Source organism: Segatella copri, from assembly GCF_009494395.1.
Taxonomy (GTDB): Bacteria; Bacteroidota; Bacteroidia; order Bacteroidales; family Bacteroidaceae; genus Prevotella.
In genome coordinates, this window is record NZ_VZCB01000022.1 from 1 (window position 1) to 15,498 (window position 15,498).

16 protein-coding genes are annotated in these 15,498 nt (G+C 44.1%); 4 read left to right on the plus strand and 12 right to left on the minus strand.

The annotated features are described in order from the left end of the window. Positions 1-144 precede the first annotated feature (144 nt). The 3 genes from F7D73_RS02715 to F7D73_RS02725 all read left to right on the plus strand — a co-directional run bounded on the left by F7D73_RS02715 (position 145) and on the right by F7D73_RS02725 (position 2,081). The gene (locus F7D73_RS02715) at positions 145-378 is read left to right on the plus strand and encodes a hypothetical protein (protein ID WP_153122178.1); all 234 of its coding nucleotides are present in this window, start codon (positions 145-147) and stop codon (positions 376-378) included. A 23-nt stretch (positions 379-401) separates the two neighbouring features. Continuing rightward, the gene (locus F7D73_RS02720) at positions 402-1,217 is read left to right on the plus strand and encodes a GLPGLI family protein (protein WP_153122179.1); all 816 of its coding nucleotides are present in this window, start codon (positions 402-404) and stop codon (positions 1,215-1,217) included. 78 nt (positions 1,218-1,295) lie between these two features. Further along, on the plus strand, positions 1,296-2,081 hold the full coding sequence (locus F7D73_RS02725) for a TlpA family protein disulfide reductase (protein ID WP_119249880.1): 786 nt from the start codon (positions 1,296-1,298) through the stop codon (positions 2,079-2,081). A 70-nt stretch (positions 2,082-2,151) separates the two neighbouring features. Here F7D73_RS02725 and F7D73_RS02730 read toward each other — a convergent pair whose 3' ends face one another. The 8 genes from F7D73_RS02730 to polA all read right to left on the minus strand — a co-directional run bounded on the left by F7D73_RS02730 (position 2,152) and on the right by polA (position 12,139). Continuing rightward, complete coding sequence (locus F7D73_RS02730) at positions 2,152-3,273, minus strand: efflux RND transporter periplasmic adaptor subunit (RefSeq protein ID WP_153122180.1); 1,122 nt, start codon at positions 3,271-3,273, stop codon at positions 2,152-2,154. A gap of 110 nt (positions 3,274-3,383) precedes the next feature. Next, positions 3,384-4,631: an ABC transporter permease gene (locus F7D73_RS02735; protein ID WP_153089743.1), complete on the minus strand. Its 1,248-nt coding sequence runs from the start codon at positions 4,629-4,631 to the stop codon at positions 3,384-3,386. A 16-nt stretch (positions 4,632-4,647) separates the two neighbouring features. Then, positions 4,648-5,937 (minus strand): ABC transporter permease, encoded by a 1,290-nt coding sequence (locus F7D73_RS02740; RefSeq protein WP_228117612.1) that lies wholly within the window; start codon positions 5,935-5,937, stop codon positions 4,648-4,650. Between the two features lie 86 nt (positions 5,938-6,023). After that, positions 6,024-6,740: an ABC transporter ATP-binding protein gene (locus F7D73_RS02745; protein WP_117695647.1), complete on the minus strand. Its 717-nt coding sequence runs from the start codon at positions 6,738-6,740 to the stop codon at positions 6,024-6,026. A gap of 162 nt (positions 6,741-6,902) precedes the next feature. Then, positions 6,903-7,274 carry a GntR family transcriptional regulator gene (locus F7D73_RS02750; RefSeq protein ID WP_153122181.1) on the minus strand — a complete coding sequence of 124 codons (372 nt, stop codon included), beginning with the start codon at positions 7,272-7,274 and terminating at the stop codon, positions 6,903-6,905. 65 nt (positions 7,275-7,339) lie between these two features. Further along, entirely contained in the window at positions 7,340-8,209 is an 870-nt protein-coding gene (locus tag F7D73_RS02755) for a hypothetical protein (protein ID WP_153122182.1), read from the minus strand. Between the two features lie 84 nt (positions 8,210-8,293). After that, positions 8,294-9,118: an ABC transporter ATP-binding protein gene (locus F7D73_RS02760; protein WP_153122183.1), complete on the minus strand. Its 825-nt coding sequence runs from the start codon at positions 9,116-9,118 to the stop codon at positions 8,294-8,296. Between the two features lie 258 nt (positions 9,119-9,376). Further along, on the minus strand, positions 9,377-12,139 hold the full coding sequence (gene polA / locus F7D73_RS02765; protein WP_153122184.1) for a DNA polymerase I: 2,763 nt from the start codon (positions 12,137-12,139) through the stop codon (positions 9,377-9,379). Positions 12,140-12,246: 107 nt separating this feature from the next. On the opposite strand from polA, the gene F7D73_RS02770 reads away from it, so the two are divergent. Further along, complete coding sequence (locus tag F7D73_RS02770) at positions 12,247-13,224, plus strand: polyprenyl synthetase family protein (protein ID WP_153122185.1); 978 nt, start codon at positions 12,247-12,249, stop codon at positions 13,222-13,224. 152 nt (positions 13,225-13,376) lie between these two features. Here F7D73_RS02770 and deoC read toward each other — a convergent pair whose 3' ends face one another. The 4 genes from deoC to dtd form a co-directional block, all read right to left on the minus strand. Continuing rightward, positions 13,377-14,312: a deoxyribose-phosphate aldolase gene (gene deoC / locus F7D73_RS02775; protein ID WP_153122186.1), complete on the minus strand. Its 936-nt coding sequence runs from the start codon at positions 14,310-14,312 to the stop codon at positions 13,377-13,379. A gap of 90 nt (positions 14,313-14,402) precedes the next feature. After that, positions 14,403-14,729 (minus strand): nucleotide pyrophosphohydrolase, encoded by a 327-nt coding sequence (locus F7D73_RS02780; RefSeq protein ID WP_153122187.1) that lies wholly within the window; start codon positions 14,727-14,729, stop codon positions 14,403-14,405. Continuing rightward, on the minus strand, positions 14,726-14,986 hold the full coding sequence (locus F7D73_RS02785; protein ID WP_153122188.1) for a hypothetical protein: 261 nt from the start codon (positions 14,984-14,986) through the stop codon (positions 14,726-14,728). Before F7D73_RS02785 ends, F7D73_RS02780 begins: the two co-directional genes overlap by 4 nt. 21 nt (positions 14,987-15,007) lie before the next feature. Continuing rightward, complete coding sequence (dtd, locus tag F7D73_RS02790) at positions 15,008-15,460, minus strand: D-aminoacyl-tRNA deacylase (RefSeq protein ID WP_153122189.1); 453 nt, start codon at positions 15,458-15,460, stop codon at positions 15,008-15,010. Positions 15,461-15,498 lie beyond the last annotated feature (38 nt).

Consider the following 15,498-nt stretch of genomic DNA (forward strand, 5'->3'; position numbering starts at 1 on the left):
CTCATAACCTTTTCATTTTTAGTGTATTTGGTGAATGGTAAAAAATAGGTAAAAAATAAATTAATAATGTTCTTGCGTCTTTCCCTACAATTTTGTACTTTTGCAGCGGAAATTAAAACAAACAACAACTAAAAAGTTGAGATTATGAAGAAATTGTTTTTAATGTCAGCCTTTGCGCTGATGGGAGTTGTGGCTAATGCTGCTGAGCATGTTGGAACAGTTGTAACTACGTCTTGTGGAAAACAAATCATGACAGTAGCACCTGAGTTTTTCTCTAAATCAGAGGAATTCGTTGACTATATAGAAGATTTGAACGAAACTTATTGCGGAGAAAGAAAAGGTGCTCATGCTGAAGCACGTATAAATAATGTAAAATAGAGGTTTGCTTATGGATAAAATAATTGTATTTTTGTGTATTTCCGTTATTGACAAATGCTCAAACTATATCTGGACCTTTGGCAAATGAGCCTGCAAAGCTAGGTACGAAAAAAATAGTTGATTCTAGTATTATAGAATGTATCTACAACTATCGCGTCATCGACCATAGCTTAGGTGATATGAGAGAGTATCATGCTATCTTAGAATTAGGTGATTCATTTTTTAAATATGAAAGTTATGGCTCATATAGATTGGACTCTGCTCTTGTTGGCAAGCAACAAATGACTCTTGGAGAATATTTTGATTTCTACAATAAGTATAGTCCCGACTTTAAAGAATTCTTGCTAGAAAATGTAAATGCGAATAAATTATCTTATTATGGTAAGGTCTCAATAGATAAATTTATGTATCATGAGGAGGTTCCTCATATAGATTGGGCTTTATCCGATAGTACGAAAGAAATATGTGGCTATTTATGTCATCAAGCAACAGCTACTTTCCGTGGACGTAATTGGATAGCTTGGTATTGTGATATACCTAAAAGTGTAGGACCTTGGAAGCTAAATGGATTGCCAGGGTTAATTCTTGCGGCGGAAACAGAAGATAAAGAGCATACTTTTTCTGCGATTTCTGTTCGCAAATCAAGTTCACCAATTACTGTCAACGACAAAGAGTATTTCAAGACTACTCGTGAGCACTTTAATCAAGCTTTGGCTGATTATAAGTCTAATCCAGCAAAGTCTTGGAAAAATTCTCCTTTAGCTCCTAAAGATATGAATGGAAAACCTATGCCTATGCCAAAAAGGAAATTGTTCTATAGTCCTTTGGAAAAGGAATAGCAGCAAGGCAGTTTAATAAAAAGTTGCGTATTTTCTAATAAGAATAAGTATGTAGGAAACATATAAAAGAGATATACAATGGAAAAGAAAATGATGAAACAAATGATGATGGCGTTGCTTTTGGCGATGATGCCTTTTGCAGCAAGCGCACAGGAAACTCCTGTCGTACAGGAACAAGCAGATAGTTTGCTGTCTCCTAGTATAATGGTGAATCGACATTTCTATGTCAAGGATTTGCCTTTGGATGTATCGAAGGTGAAGTATATGTCAGCCATCAAGTATGGAGAAAATGGCAACTTGATGGTTTTTACGATGTATCCCAACTTTACTATGCCTAAGGAATGGGAAAAATATGAGATACCTCGCAGTAGAGTGAAATCTCTATCAGAGATAGAAGACCGAATAGAGACTTATCAGCAGATGTTGTCTTTGACGAGGCATAACGAGAATGCTGACGCATTGAGTGGCAAACCGTTGCCAGGTTCCTTTGCTTTGCACGATTTGAACGGAAAACTTTGGACAGAACAGTCGCTCAAGGGACATAAGGTAGTAATCAACGCATGGTATTCAGGCTGTGGACCTTGTTTGCGAGAAATGCCTATCCTTTCGGAGTGGAAGAATAAGTATCCTAATGTGATATTTCTCTCTGTAAACTTCGAGAAAGCTGATAAGGTAAGGAAGATAACGGAGGCACGTGGCTTCAATTGGACTCATCTTTATGGTGATAATTATTTCGTGAAATTTGTTGGCTCAGGCGGTTTTCCTCTCTTCATCGTCCTAGGTGAGGATGGCTTGATACGTTATATGGTGAATGGTACCAATGAGAAGATACGTCAGGATATTTTGAACGTTATTAATAAGTAGTAAAAGCCAAAGGGGGCATGAACACAAAATGCCTCCTTTGGCTTTTACTACTTATTCTATACTGCTAAGATTATTCTTCATCATCCTTGTTGTCTGCCACAACCTGCGGACCTCTTACTTTGTCCTTCAGGCTCAGACCCTTCTTGATTTCGATGTTCACACCATCGCTCAATCCGGTGGTTACTTGCTTGCGCTCGTAGGTCTTCTTCTCGCCGCTGCCCTTTACGATATAGACAAAGGTGCTGTCGCCGCTGAATTCGATGGCACTCTCCGGAACGGTGAGAACCTTCAGAGCCTTGGATAATACTATCTCAGCATTGGCACTGTAGCCGGAACGGATCTTGCCGCCCTTTACTGAGCGGACGGCAGCCTTTACCTCAAACTGGTTGGCACCATTGTTCTCTACAGCCTTTGGAGAAATGTACTCCAGGTCGGCATCAAACTTCAGGTCCTGCATCGCTCCGATGGTAATCTTCATCGGCATTCCCACTACCAGATTACCCACTTCGGTCTCGTCGATGTTGCCACGGAAGATGAGGTCGTTCATGTTTGCCACACTGGCGATGGTGGTTCCATCATTGAAGGTGTTGGCAAGAATCACGGAGTTACCTACCTTGACAGGAATATCGAGGATAATTCCCGAAATGGTAGAACGGATGAGGGTGGAAGAGGCGCTGGCATTGCTCTTGGAAACACCATCACGAACTACTTCGAGCGCATCCAGGGCGGCAACCTTCTCCTCCTTTGCCTGCTGTAACGACTGTTTCACTTTGTCAAACTCATCGGCGCTGACCAGCTGCTTCTTGTAGAGTTGTTCCTCGCGACCATAGTTTACCTGTGCCTGCTTCAGGTTAATTTCGGCAAGGCGCACACGAGCCTGCGCCGAACTGAGCTGTCCCATATCCGGAATCACCTTTACCTTGGCGATTACCTCGCCTGCCTGCACGAAATCGCCTGCCTGCTTGCAGATTTCGGTGATGATACCGCTGATCTGAGGCTTTACGTTCACCTCGTTGCGAGGCTCAATCTTACCCGTAATCACCGTGGTCTTCAACACATCGCCCATCTTTGGGGTAAACTCGGTATATTCCACAGGTTTAGGCTGTGATTTCTCATAAAGGAACACGAAGGTTCCGATGAAAATCAAGGCGACTATCGCCGCAACTATCAACTTTGAATACTTCTTATACATTGAACTTTGAATTTTGAACGTTGAACTTTATGATTACCTGATGAACTCTGAGATATTGACTTGAAGCATTTCATAAAGTTCAATGTTCAAATCTCAAAGTTCAAAGTTATTTATTCGTCTCTCATTGCATCTACTGGCTTGATGCTCATGGCTCGCCACGCTGGGGCAAGTCCGGCTAGGCCGCCTAGAATGCAGATGAGGATGGCTGAAGAGATGGCTGTCCAGAAATCTACCTGGAAATGGGCGGTGAGAATGCCATCCGTGGTGTTCGCCATCTCCAGCATCTGCAGGATGGCTACTCCGAAGATGATGCCGCTCATGCCTGCCACCAGGGTGAGAAGAATACTCTCTGAGATGATTTGCGAGAGAATCATCTTCGGTGTGGCTCCGATGGCTCGGCGAATGCCTATCTCGGTGGTTCGCTCCTTCACTGTTACCATCATGATGTTGGAAACTCCGATGGCACCGGCGAGAAGGGTGCCGATACCTACCAGCCAGATGAGGAAGTTGACGCCCTTAAACAGGTTGTCGAGCATCTGGAAGAGCACCTCCGTATTGAATACCATGATTCCTTTTTCATCCGAAGGGTCGATGTTGTGGGCCCTGGCTATGGTTTCACGCATTCGCTGGGCGATGCTGCTCATCACCACGCCCGGCTTACCGGTGGTGGCGATGATGTCGATGGCGGTTCCGCGGTTGTAGGCGGTGCGGAGCACGGATTGCGGAATGGTGATGGTTTCGTCGGCTCTACCGCCGAAGTTGATGCCATTTCCCGAGCGGTAATCTACACCCACCACCGTGTAATAGGTGGAATCCACTCGTACACTCTTGCCGCACGGGTCACCGCCGCCGGGGAAGAGGGTCTTGTAAATCTGTTTGCCGATGACGCAAACCTTGCGCTGGCGGCGCACATCCATCTCGTTGATGTATCTGCCGTAAAACATTTTAGGTGCGGAAACCTGGGCGTAATCGGGATTCACGCCCTGCGTGCTGCCGCTGAATTTCTTGTCGCCAAACACCACCGACTTGTTGCCTCCGAAGAGCAGCGGGGTAATGACATCGAGTTCGGGCACCCTGTGGCGCAGTCGCTCCAGGTCTTTCTCTTCCATCTGCCAGGATCGTCCCTTGTTGAATCCCTTGTAGGGTTTGGTGGTGTTCTGTGCCCAGATGATGGCGGTGTTGGTGGCAAAGCCTGTGAAGTTGTTCTGCAGTATCTCCTTCAGTCCCTGGCCGCCACCCATCAGGGCGATGAGCATAAACACGCCCCAGAACACGCCGAAGCCCGTGAGCAGACTGCGGCTCTTGTTCCTCGTGATGGTGTCGAGTATCTCTTTATATGTATCTAAATCTAATCGCATAATAATAATTTATAGTTTATTCTGCTCTCAGCGCCTCTATCGGTCGGATTCTTGCTGCCTTGATGGCTGGGATGAGTCCGGCGATGGTGCCTGCGATGACGATGGCGATGGTGGCGCCGATGCAGGTGCCGAGGCCCACCGTAGGGTTCACAAACATGGCGGCTTTAAACAGTCCGGTATCTATGGTGGTGTGACCGATAGTTGCGTCCATGATTTCGTTTGCTGCCACGCCGCAGACCATTCCGATGTAGCCGAAGAACGAGGTGATGATGATGCTCTCGGTGATGATGAGCTTCAGTATCGACCAAGGTTTGGCACCGATGGCTTTTCTTACGCCAAACTCTCGGGTTCGCTCCTTCACGGTGATGAGCATGATGTTGCTTACGCCCACGATGCCGCTCAGCAGGGTGAACAGACCTACTATCCAGAGTGCAGTCTGCATGATGCCGATTCCTTGGTTCATCTGGATATTGTCCATGTATCGGTTCCAGAGCCAGATGGTGCGGTCGTCATCAGGGGCTGCCTGATGGTTATTGTTGATGCTGGCACGATAGTTCTTCTCAAACTGCTCGTTATCCTCCTGGGTCTTCAGGTTCTTGATGGTGAACTCCAGGCTTCCTGCATCATCGCCCTTGGCATAGATGGTCTTGATGGTGGAGTAGGCGATGAAGGCTTCGGTATTGTTGCGCGATTCATCATCCTTGTAAATTCCTACCACCTGGAAGTTGAGGTTGCTGATCTTTACGTTCTTGCCCACCAGCGAACGGTAGTCTTTGCAGAGTTCCTTGGCCTGGCTTCGGCTCAGCACCACATTCTTGCGCTGGTCCTTCATATCGATTTCGTTGATGAATCGTCCGGCAATCAGCTCCGTCTTGTCGATTTTGGGATGTGTAGGAGCCACACCCACCAATGACTGGCTTGCCACATAATTATCGCCGTAGTTGATGTTCACGTTATACTGTTCCAATCTTCCACCCACATCATCCACGTACTGGCCGTAGGTCTCGTTGCTGATGAGGATGTCCCTGTCGTTGAGCGTGATGCTTCTGCCTTCCTTCAGTCCCTTGTAAGCCTTGGAGGTTTCGCCTGGGAATACTCGCATGGAGTTGGCTAGGAATCGGGTGCTTTGCTGCAACTGGGCATTAATCAGTCCGTTGCCGGCGCCCAGCAGGAATATCAGCATGAAGATTCCCCAGGCAACGGCAAATCCCGTGAGCGAAGTGCGGAGCTTGTTTCGCTTCGACGTGCTCCATACCTCTGAGAGGAGTGAAGAGTGTAGAGTGAAGAGTGAAGAATTCATATGCATTGTGTATTGTTTTAAAAATTAATAACCCCGAAGAGATGTCAGAGAAAGACAATTGGATTCTTCACTCTTCACTCTTCGTTCTTCACTTACTTTACGTAGTCTTTCGATACGAGATGATGGTCTCTGTTGTCTTCGATGCTTCCGATGAGTCCGTCCTTGATATGGATAACCTTATCGGTCTCGTTGGCAACACCGCTTTCGTGGGTTACCACCACGATGGTCATTCCCTCTTTCTGGTGCAGTTCCTTCAGCAGGTCCATCACTTCCACGCTCGTTTTGGAATCGAGAGCTCCGGTAGGCTCATCGGCAAGGATGATTTCCGGTTTGGTGATGAGGGCACGGGCGATGGCTACACGCTGCTTCTGTCCTCCCGACATCTCGTTAGGATAATGGTTGGCCCATTGCTTCAAGCCCAGTTTGTCGAGATATTCCATCGCCAGTTCGTGGCGCTTCTTGCGGCTCACGCCCTGGTAGAAGAGTGGAAGCTCCACGTTTTCCACCGCTGTCTTGAATGAGATGAGGTTGAACGACTGGAAGATGAAGCCGATCATCTTGTTGCGGTATTCGGCAGCACGGGTTTCCGAGAGGTCTTTGATGAGCACATCATTGAGTCGGTATTCACCCGTATCGTAGTTGTCGAGAATACCCAATATATTTAATAAGGTGGATTTTCCCGAGCCGGAAGCACCCATGATGCTGACGAACTCGCCACGTTCGATGTCGAGGTCGATGCCCTTCAGCACATGGAGTGGCTGAGCACCCTGGTAGGTCTTGTTGACGTCTTTTAGATGAATTAATGACATATAATACGTTTGTTTATTGCTATGAATTTTAAACGTTAGACGCTTGCAACCTTCTGAAAGTTGCAAGCGTAACTCTTTTTTTAAAACGTTATTACATACACCTTATTATATATAAGGCAAAGACAGAAGCTATAAATATATATTTGAGGATGAATAGTGTCATCATATCTTTATCTTTTTGAGATTCTTCTCCAACTCTTCCTTCACTTCATCGATGGAGATGTCGAGAAGCTGCATTTGTCGGGCGAGTTCTGGGAGTTTTTCTTTCATAAACTCCTTTTTGCGGGTCTTCTTGATCTGCTTCTTGGCTCCCGCGGAAACAAAGTAGCCCAGACCTCGCTTGTTGTAGATAATCTCATCGGTGGCAAGCAGGTCGTATGCCTTCACGGCTGTGTTGGCATTTACCTCCAGCAGCACGGCGTATTCCCTGACGCTCGGTATTCGTTCGTCCTCCTTGTACTTGCCTGCCAGGATTTCATCGCTCAATCGCTCGGCTATCTGTATGTATATTGCTTTATCGTTACTGAAAATCATAATACTTTTGCTTTAAAGTTTTATCATTCTTATCGATATTTTCTTTTCATACTTCTTTTCTTCTCCTAGATGTTGATCCACTTGTTGCAGATTACCTGCATGCGGGTGAAGAGCTTGTAGGATGCCCAGAGGCTGAAGGCTGCCAAAGCAAGGAAAACGACCGACCAGAAGATTGCCATGCAGAGAGAAGTGCCTGGATTATCATAGTTAAGATGCTTGAAGAAATCGAAAGCTCCCCATTCTTCAAGTTCGCTGCCACAATAACCTATAATCATGAAAATGATAATGCCAGATACGGCTGTCAGGATGATTGGCTGTTTGCGGAAAAATGTGCCGCCTAGCAGGCAGAAGGAGTAAATCATGGTGAGAAAGCTCCATCCGAGTATGGCTGCATCTATTTTATATTGCCATGCTAAGATACTGATAGGGTTGTTACAGGTGGTATCTATTGCGGCTTCGTATATTTGTCTTAGAGAACTTCCGATGATGCTTGCATGGTAACCGGGAGTCATGAAGAAGCTCAATACAAACTGCACGAAGTCGGCTATAAGCGTAGCAATCACCATGATGAGGATACTGCCAACACTCATCATCAGGAAACGAGCTGCATATTTTTCCAGATTGTTGGCTGGCAACATCAGAAAGTTCTCTCGTTGCAGCTTGGTCTTCGTATTGCTAAAGATGTTGCAGGCAGATACAAAGAAAAACGCTATTAAAATAGTGGCAAGGAATCCTGTCATGCTATCTTCGTAGTAATTACCCAAATCTCCTCCTACAATGTAATGGCTATGAGGGAAGGTATAAAGCATGGAAATGGAAAGCATGATGATGCCGATAGCCAATCCTGCAATACTGTAGAAATAGCTTTTCCAGTTGGTAAGCAAATCCCAACGCAGCACCATTCCGAATCTATGTAAATCAAAAGTCTTGTTCATAATCGTTGTTATTTAAAGATGATTTTATATTTTTCTAATTCTCGATAATCTTGATGAACTTGATCTGAGCTTGATGAATAGCTCTTATTCGGCAAGCTTTCCGCCAATCACTGCATTGAACAGCAATTCCAGGTTCATCTGTGTTTCCTGCTCACCCTCCTGTCGCTTGCAGATGGCGGCATTGCCCTGCAGGGTTGGCTCGGCGTAGAGCACGGTGTCGTCCATTTCCTGTGGGTTGCGATATTCGAAGGTGTATTTCCCGCAGATGTCTGAAACCGATGCATCGAGCAGGAGCTGGCTCTGGTTCATGATGATGATGTGGTCGAGCAGTGACTCTACATCGTGCACCTGATGAGTGGAGATGATGAGGGTGCGGTCTTCCGTCATATTATTGGCGATGACCTTACGGAACTGGCTCTTCGATGGGATGTCGAGACCATTGGTTGGCTCGTCCATCAGAAGAAAGCGGGTACCCGTGGCGAGTGCGAAACTCATGAATACCTTCTTCTTCTGTCCCATCGAGAGTTCGTTCAACTTGAGAGAGAGTGGTAAATCAAAATCCTTGAGGCAACGGTCCAGCACTTCCTGCGAGAAGTTAGGATAGAACTCCTGGTTCATCTTCACGTAGGTGGCGAGGGAAACGTTGGGCAGTTCAAACTCTTCGGGCACCATGAAGATGTCCTTCAGCATCTCGGCTTTGCGATCTTGTGCCGAAATGCCATCCACGAGAACGGTACCTTGTTGCTGGCGGAGCAATCCGCTGATGAGGTAGAGCAGAGTGCTCTTGCCTGTACCGTTCTTACCGAGCAAGCCATAAATGTTGTTCTCCTTGAGTTCCAAAGAGAAATCTCTAAATACAAGGTGCTTGCTACCTGGGTATCTGAAATCAATGTCTTTAATCTGTATCATAATCTTTAATGTTTTAGTGTACTACTTCAATAGAACACTGCAAAGGTATGCTTTTTTTCAATAAGTTCCAAACTTTTGGGTAATTATTTTCATACTTTAACGTAATGTTAACATTATCACCTTATTATATTAAGAAAGCGGATTGTAATGCTAAGTAGATGGTTATAAAAATATGCAAAAGAAAAGGCCCGATATAGATGAAATATCTACATCGGGACCTGAAGTTTTGGGAATAGTTTTTGCTATATATACTGTTTATTAATGTGCTTCTAGCCAGTTCTTTCCCCAGCCGGCATCGGCAATTAGAGGTACGCTGAGCTTGTAAGCATTCTGCATTTCTTCTACAACAATCTTCTCTACTTTCTCTTTTTCCTCAGGGAAGACAGAGAAGTTGAGTTCATCGTGTACTTGGATTATCATCTTGCTCTTGATGCCTTCAGTCTTGAATCGGTTAAAGATTCTGATCATGGCCACTTTGATGATGTCTGCTTCTGAACCTTGGATAGGAGCATTGATGGCATTGCGCTCTGCGAAGCCTCTTACTGTACCGTTCTTGCTGTTGATATCTGGCAGATAACGTCGTCTATGGAAGAGAGTTTCGGCATAGCCTTTCTCTCTTGCCATTTCCTTAGATTTCTCCATATATGCCTGAACACCGGGGAAGGTACGGAAGTAATCTTCGATGATTTGCTTCGCCTCCTTGTTTTCGATGTTCATGCGCTGGGCGAGTCCGTAGGTGGTAATACCATAGATAATTCCGAAGTTGGCGGTTTTTGCCTTCTTGCGCTGTGTGTCTGTGACATCTTTGATGTCCTCATGCCAGATTTTGGCAGCAGTAGCTGCGTGGATATCGGAACCTTCCCGGAATGCTTCTACCATGTTTGGATCTTCACTCAAATGCGCCATGATACGAAGCTCTATCTGAGAGTAGTCTGCAGAAAAGAATAGACAACCTGGCTCTGGAATGAAGCATCGGCGTATCTCCTTTCCGTCATCATCACGTACTGGAATATTCTGTAGGTTTGGATCGCTTGAAGAAAGGCGGCCAGTTGCAGTAATTGCCTGGTTGAAGGAAGCGTGAATATGTCCTGTACGAGGATTGATAAGCTTTGGAAGAGCATCTACGTAGGTGCCGAGAAGTTTCTTTAAACCTCTGTAATTCAGAATCTCATCAATGATAGGACTCTTGCTGCGCAATTGTTGAAGTACTTCTTCGCTTGTCACATACTGTCCCGTTTTCGTCTTCTTTGGCTTCTCTACAATCTTCATCTTTCCGAAGAGGATTTCTCCTACTTGGCGAGGAGAACCAATATTGAAGGATTCGCCAGCCAACTCATAGATATGGTGTTCTATTTCTGAGAGTCGGTTGGTTAAATTATTAGACGTTTCCTTTAATGTATCCGTGTCGATGCATACTCCGTTCATCTCCATGTGGGCAAGAACCGGTACCAGTGGCATTTCTACATTCCAGAACAGGTCTTCACAATCTATCTCCTTGAGTTTTGGTTCCAATACATTTTTCAATCTCAGTGTGATATCTGCATCTTCAGCTGCATACTCGTAAACTTCGGATGGAGCGAGGTCGCGCATTGATTTCTGATTCTTTCCCTTTGGGCCAATCAACTCTTCGATGTGGACAGTTTGGTAATGAAGGAAAACCTCTGCCAGATAATCCATGTTGTGATAGAGTTCTGGTTGGATGATGTAGTGGGCGAGCATCGTGTCGAACATCTTTCCCTGGATCTCTACTCCGTAGTTCATCAAGACCTCGTAGTCGTACTTGATGTTTTGTCCCACTTTCAAGATTTCAGGGTTTTCATAGAGTGGTTTAAAGATGTTTACGATTTTTAAGGCTTCTTCACGATTTGCTGGGATCGCTACATAGAAAGCCTCTTTCTCTTTGACAGCAAAGCTTAATCCTACCAATTCTGCATCGATTGCAACCGTTGATGTAGTCTCTGTATCTAGACTGAGAATTTGCTTTGTAATTAAATAGTCATAAAGAGATTTCGCATCTTCCTCTGTTTCAATGAGTTTATATGAATGCTCAACCGTTTTAATGGTGTCAAAACTCGTGTTTTTTTGCTCTTCTTGACCATCTGCTGGCTGTGCGCCAAATAAATCGAGCTCTCCTGTAGGTTTTGTTTGCACCTTTTGAGGTTTTTTAAGAACTCGGTTGGCGAACGACTTAAACTCTAGTTCTGTGAAGATTTCATCCAACTTGGCGTTGTCTGGCTCTACCAATTTCAAGTCTTCCATTTTCAAGTCCACAGGAACGTCTGTTCTGATAGTTGCTAGGAACTTTGAGATTTTGATATCTTCAATAGCTCCTTCTACTTTTTCTCGGAGTTTGCCTTTTACTTTAGATGAATTTTCAATCAAGCCTTCTACACTACCAAACTCATTGATGAGTTTGACAGCTGTCTTTTCTCCAACACCTGGGCAGCCAGGGAAGTTATCTGCAGAGTCTCCCATTAAAGCAAGGAGGTCAATTACCTGGAGTGGGGAAGCGATGCTGTATTTTTCTTCAATCTCTTCCACTCCTAATTTTTCATAGCCACCTCCATGTCTTGGTCGGAACATGTATACGTTGTCTCGAACCAGCTGACCATAGTCTTTATCTGGTGTCAGCATATAGGTTTCAATACCTTTTTCTCCTGCTTGAATTGCTACAGTTCCAATGATGTCATCTGCCTCGAAACCGTCTACCTGTAGGATTGGAATATGGTAGGCTTCCAGGATATTTTTGATGATAGGGACTGAGATTTTGATGTCTTCAGGAGTTTCTTCTCGCTGAGCTTTATATCCAGGAAAAGCCTCATGTCGGAATGTCTTTCCATGGTCGAAAGCTACCGCTATGTGGGTAGGTTTCTCCTTGGTAAGTATCTCATTGAGGGTATTGCAAAATCCCATGACACACGAAGTATTGAGTCCCTTCGAATTGATACGAGGAGACTTCATAAAGGCGTAATACGACCTATAAATGAGCGCATAAGCGTCTAAAAGGAACAATTTATCCATAATATTCATTTTTGTGGTGTAAAATTACTAAAAAAATGCGATATTTCAAGAAGAATTGATTAATTTTGTATCAAAATTTAGAAATTAAGTAGATTTACTCATATTAAATGGACTATTTATCACTTATCAAGCAGCCTATTGAGGCTGAATTGGCAGATTTCATAGATTTGTTCAACAAATCTTTGATGCATAGTGACGGGCTTCTTTCTCAAGTGCTCGATCACATACGTCAGCGTGCAGGAAAGCGTATGCGACCTATGCTCATCTTGTTGATGGCCCGTAATTTTGGTAAAATTTCTACCGTCACACAGCATTCTGCTGTAGGATTGGAGCTGCTTCACACAGCTTCTCTTGTGCATGATGATGTTGTAGATGAGAGTGGGGAGCGCCGTGGCCAAGCTAGCGTCAATGCCACATATAATAATAAGGTTGCAGTGTTAGTAGGTGATTTTATTCTCTCTACTGCCTTGCTTCATGTTTCTTATTCTCATTCTGAGGAGATTGTTCGACATCTTGCTGAGTTGGGACGTATCTTGTCAAATGGAGAGATACTTCAGTTAAACAGTATCAGTAATGAAGAAATCTCGGAAGATATTTATTATCAGGTTATTAAACAGAAGACGGCTGCTCTCTTTGAGGCTTGTGCCGGTATCGGTGCCATGTCAGCAAATGCTTCAGAATTGCAGATAGAAGCGGCTAAGCGCTTTGGTCAGAACCTGGGTATTATCTTCCAGATTCGTGATGATATTTTTGATTATTACGATTCTAAGGAGATAGGTAAACCTACTGGTAATGATATGACAGAAGGTAAACTCACTCTTCCTGTTATCTATGCTTTGAAAGCTACTGGTGATGAGGAGATGATAAAGTTGGCAAGAAAGGTTAAAGCGCATGCGGTTTCCCAAGATGAAATAGCTCAGTTAGTTGCTTTCACAAAGGAGAATGGTGGTATTGAATATGCAGACAGGCGCATGTGGGATTTTCATGCTGAGGCTATGGATTTCCTTGATAATTATGTTGAAGACAAGGATGTATATAATGCCTTGAAGGCTTATCTTGATTTTGTGATTGAGCGCAAAGCATAATTCGCTTGTTGACTCTTATAAAAATAGTCGCCCTGAGAAGACAAAAGTATTGCCTATGAATGCTTTTGCCATTTCAGGGCGATTTTATTATTAATCTTATACTTAGGGTTTTACTCCTATTCTAAGTACTTTTATTCTTTCTTGGCGTATCTTTAAAAGTACTTGATTTCCTTACCTACGATTTCGCTCAAAAGGAGGTTTGTCAAGCGTGATGTTCCCAGTCGTAACCACTGGTTGGTCAACCATTTCTCGCCTAAGACTTCCTTTACGATGGTATAGTATACCACTGCATCGTGAACGGTGTTAATGCCACCTGCAGGCTTGAAACCAATCTGGATGCCCGTCTTCTCGTAGTATGCCTTGATTGCCTGGCACATAACGTAGGCAGCCTCTGGAGTAGCTGAAATCTTCTCCTTACCGGTTGAAGTCTTGATGTAGTCTGAACCTGCATACATTGCAAGAACTGAAGCCTTCATAATGTTGCTACAGTTCTTCAGGTCGCCAGTTTCCAGGATGCACTTCATCTTGTGCTCTCCACATGTCTCTTTGAGCTCCTGAATATCATCGCAGAGGCCTTCGTAATCTTCGCTGAAGAACTTACCGACAGGCATTACGATATCTACCTCTGTAGCACCATCCTTGATAGCCATGGCTGTCTCGGCAATCTTTACCTCGATGAATGTCTGTGAAGATGGGAAATTGCCGCTTACTACTGCGATTTCTACGCCATCTACCTCCAAACTCTGACTGATAAGACCTGCAAAGTTAGGGTAGGTGCATACGGTTGCTACATGAGGAAGTTCTGGGTAATCCTTTGCAAACTGGTTTACCTTTTCAATCATTGCCAGGATGCTTTCTTCTGTATCTTCTGTGTGAAGAGAAGTAAGCTCGATACTACCGAAGAGGAACTTCTTCACCTCCATAGTCTCATTCTCAGCTACCTTCTCATCAAGAATCTTCTTCACTTCTGCTGCGATTTCCTCATCATTGAGGTCGCAATTATACTGTTTCAATACAGATAAATACTTGTCGTCCGACTCGCTATACTGTCCCTGCTGTGCAAGAACCTGTTCTTTAATACTGCTCATACTTTATGTTACTTTTTTAATTATTAAAGTTAAGTTATTTATATGATTCCCTTCATTTCGGGTGTTTTATTCCTTTCAATTTCGGGTTGTTTATTCCTTCAATTTCGGGTTATTCTTATGTCTTTCCGAATCCCTTTGGGTCTTTTTGTCGATGCTTTTCTGAAGTTCTTCTGTAAGATCTATCCCCGTTTGATTGGCAAGACAGATGAGAACCCAGAGAACGTCTGCCATTTCCTCGCCGAGGTTAGGCTTTTCGCCCTTCTTGAAGCTCTGGTCGCCGTATGTTCGGGCGATGACACGAGCCAGTTCTCCTACTTCTTCCGTGAGACAAGCCATATTGGTAAGTTCGCTGAAATAGCGAACGCCATATTCCTTAATCCACTTATCTACTGCTTCCTGTGCTTCTTTTATAGTCATAACAGATGATCTTTAATTATGAAATAAGTCAAACATAGCCATAATCCAGTCATGAATATAGCGGCAATGGTGTTATAGATACCGATTTTTCCATTCTCCCTTTTGTCGCTGATGAACTCCATATTCAAGCCAATGGCAACGAGGGTTTCACCAACATATTCTGCCCATGGATTGTTTAAGAACCTTTGAGAAAAGGTAAACGTTATGATCATTCCTATAGCCAGGAACCAACTTTTATATTTTAAAATCTTTTCCATCTATTCTCGAATGTTTGTTTTTTACTCCTTATTATGGGTGTCCATCAAGATGGTAACAGGACCATCATTCAGTAATTCTACCTTCATGTCGGCACCAAATTCGCCTGTTCCTACTGGCTTTCCGAGTGCATCGGATAGCTTTTTGCAGAACTCTTCATAGAGTGGGACACTGATTTCGTGCTTGGCAGCTCTTAGCCAGCTAGGGCGATTACCCTTCTTGTAGCTGGCGAAAAGGGTGAACTGGCTAATCACCAGAACCTCGCCGTTTACATCCATGATAGAGCGGTTCATCACATGATTCTCGTCGTCGAAAACACGAAGGCCTATGACCTTTCTAACCAACCAATCTACGTCTTCAGATGTGTCGCTTTCCTCAATGCCAAGAAGGATAAGATAGCCTTGTTTGATGGCTGATTTTACTTCTCCTTCAATGGTAACAGAGGCATGGCCGACACGTTGTATTACTATTCTCATATTACTACTTTGAAATTTGAATGTTGAACATTGAACTT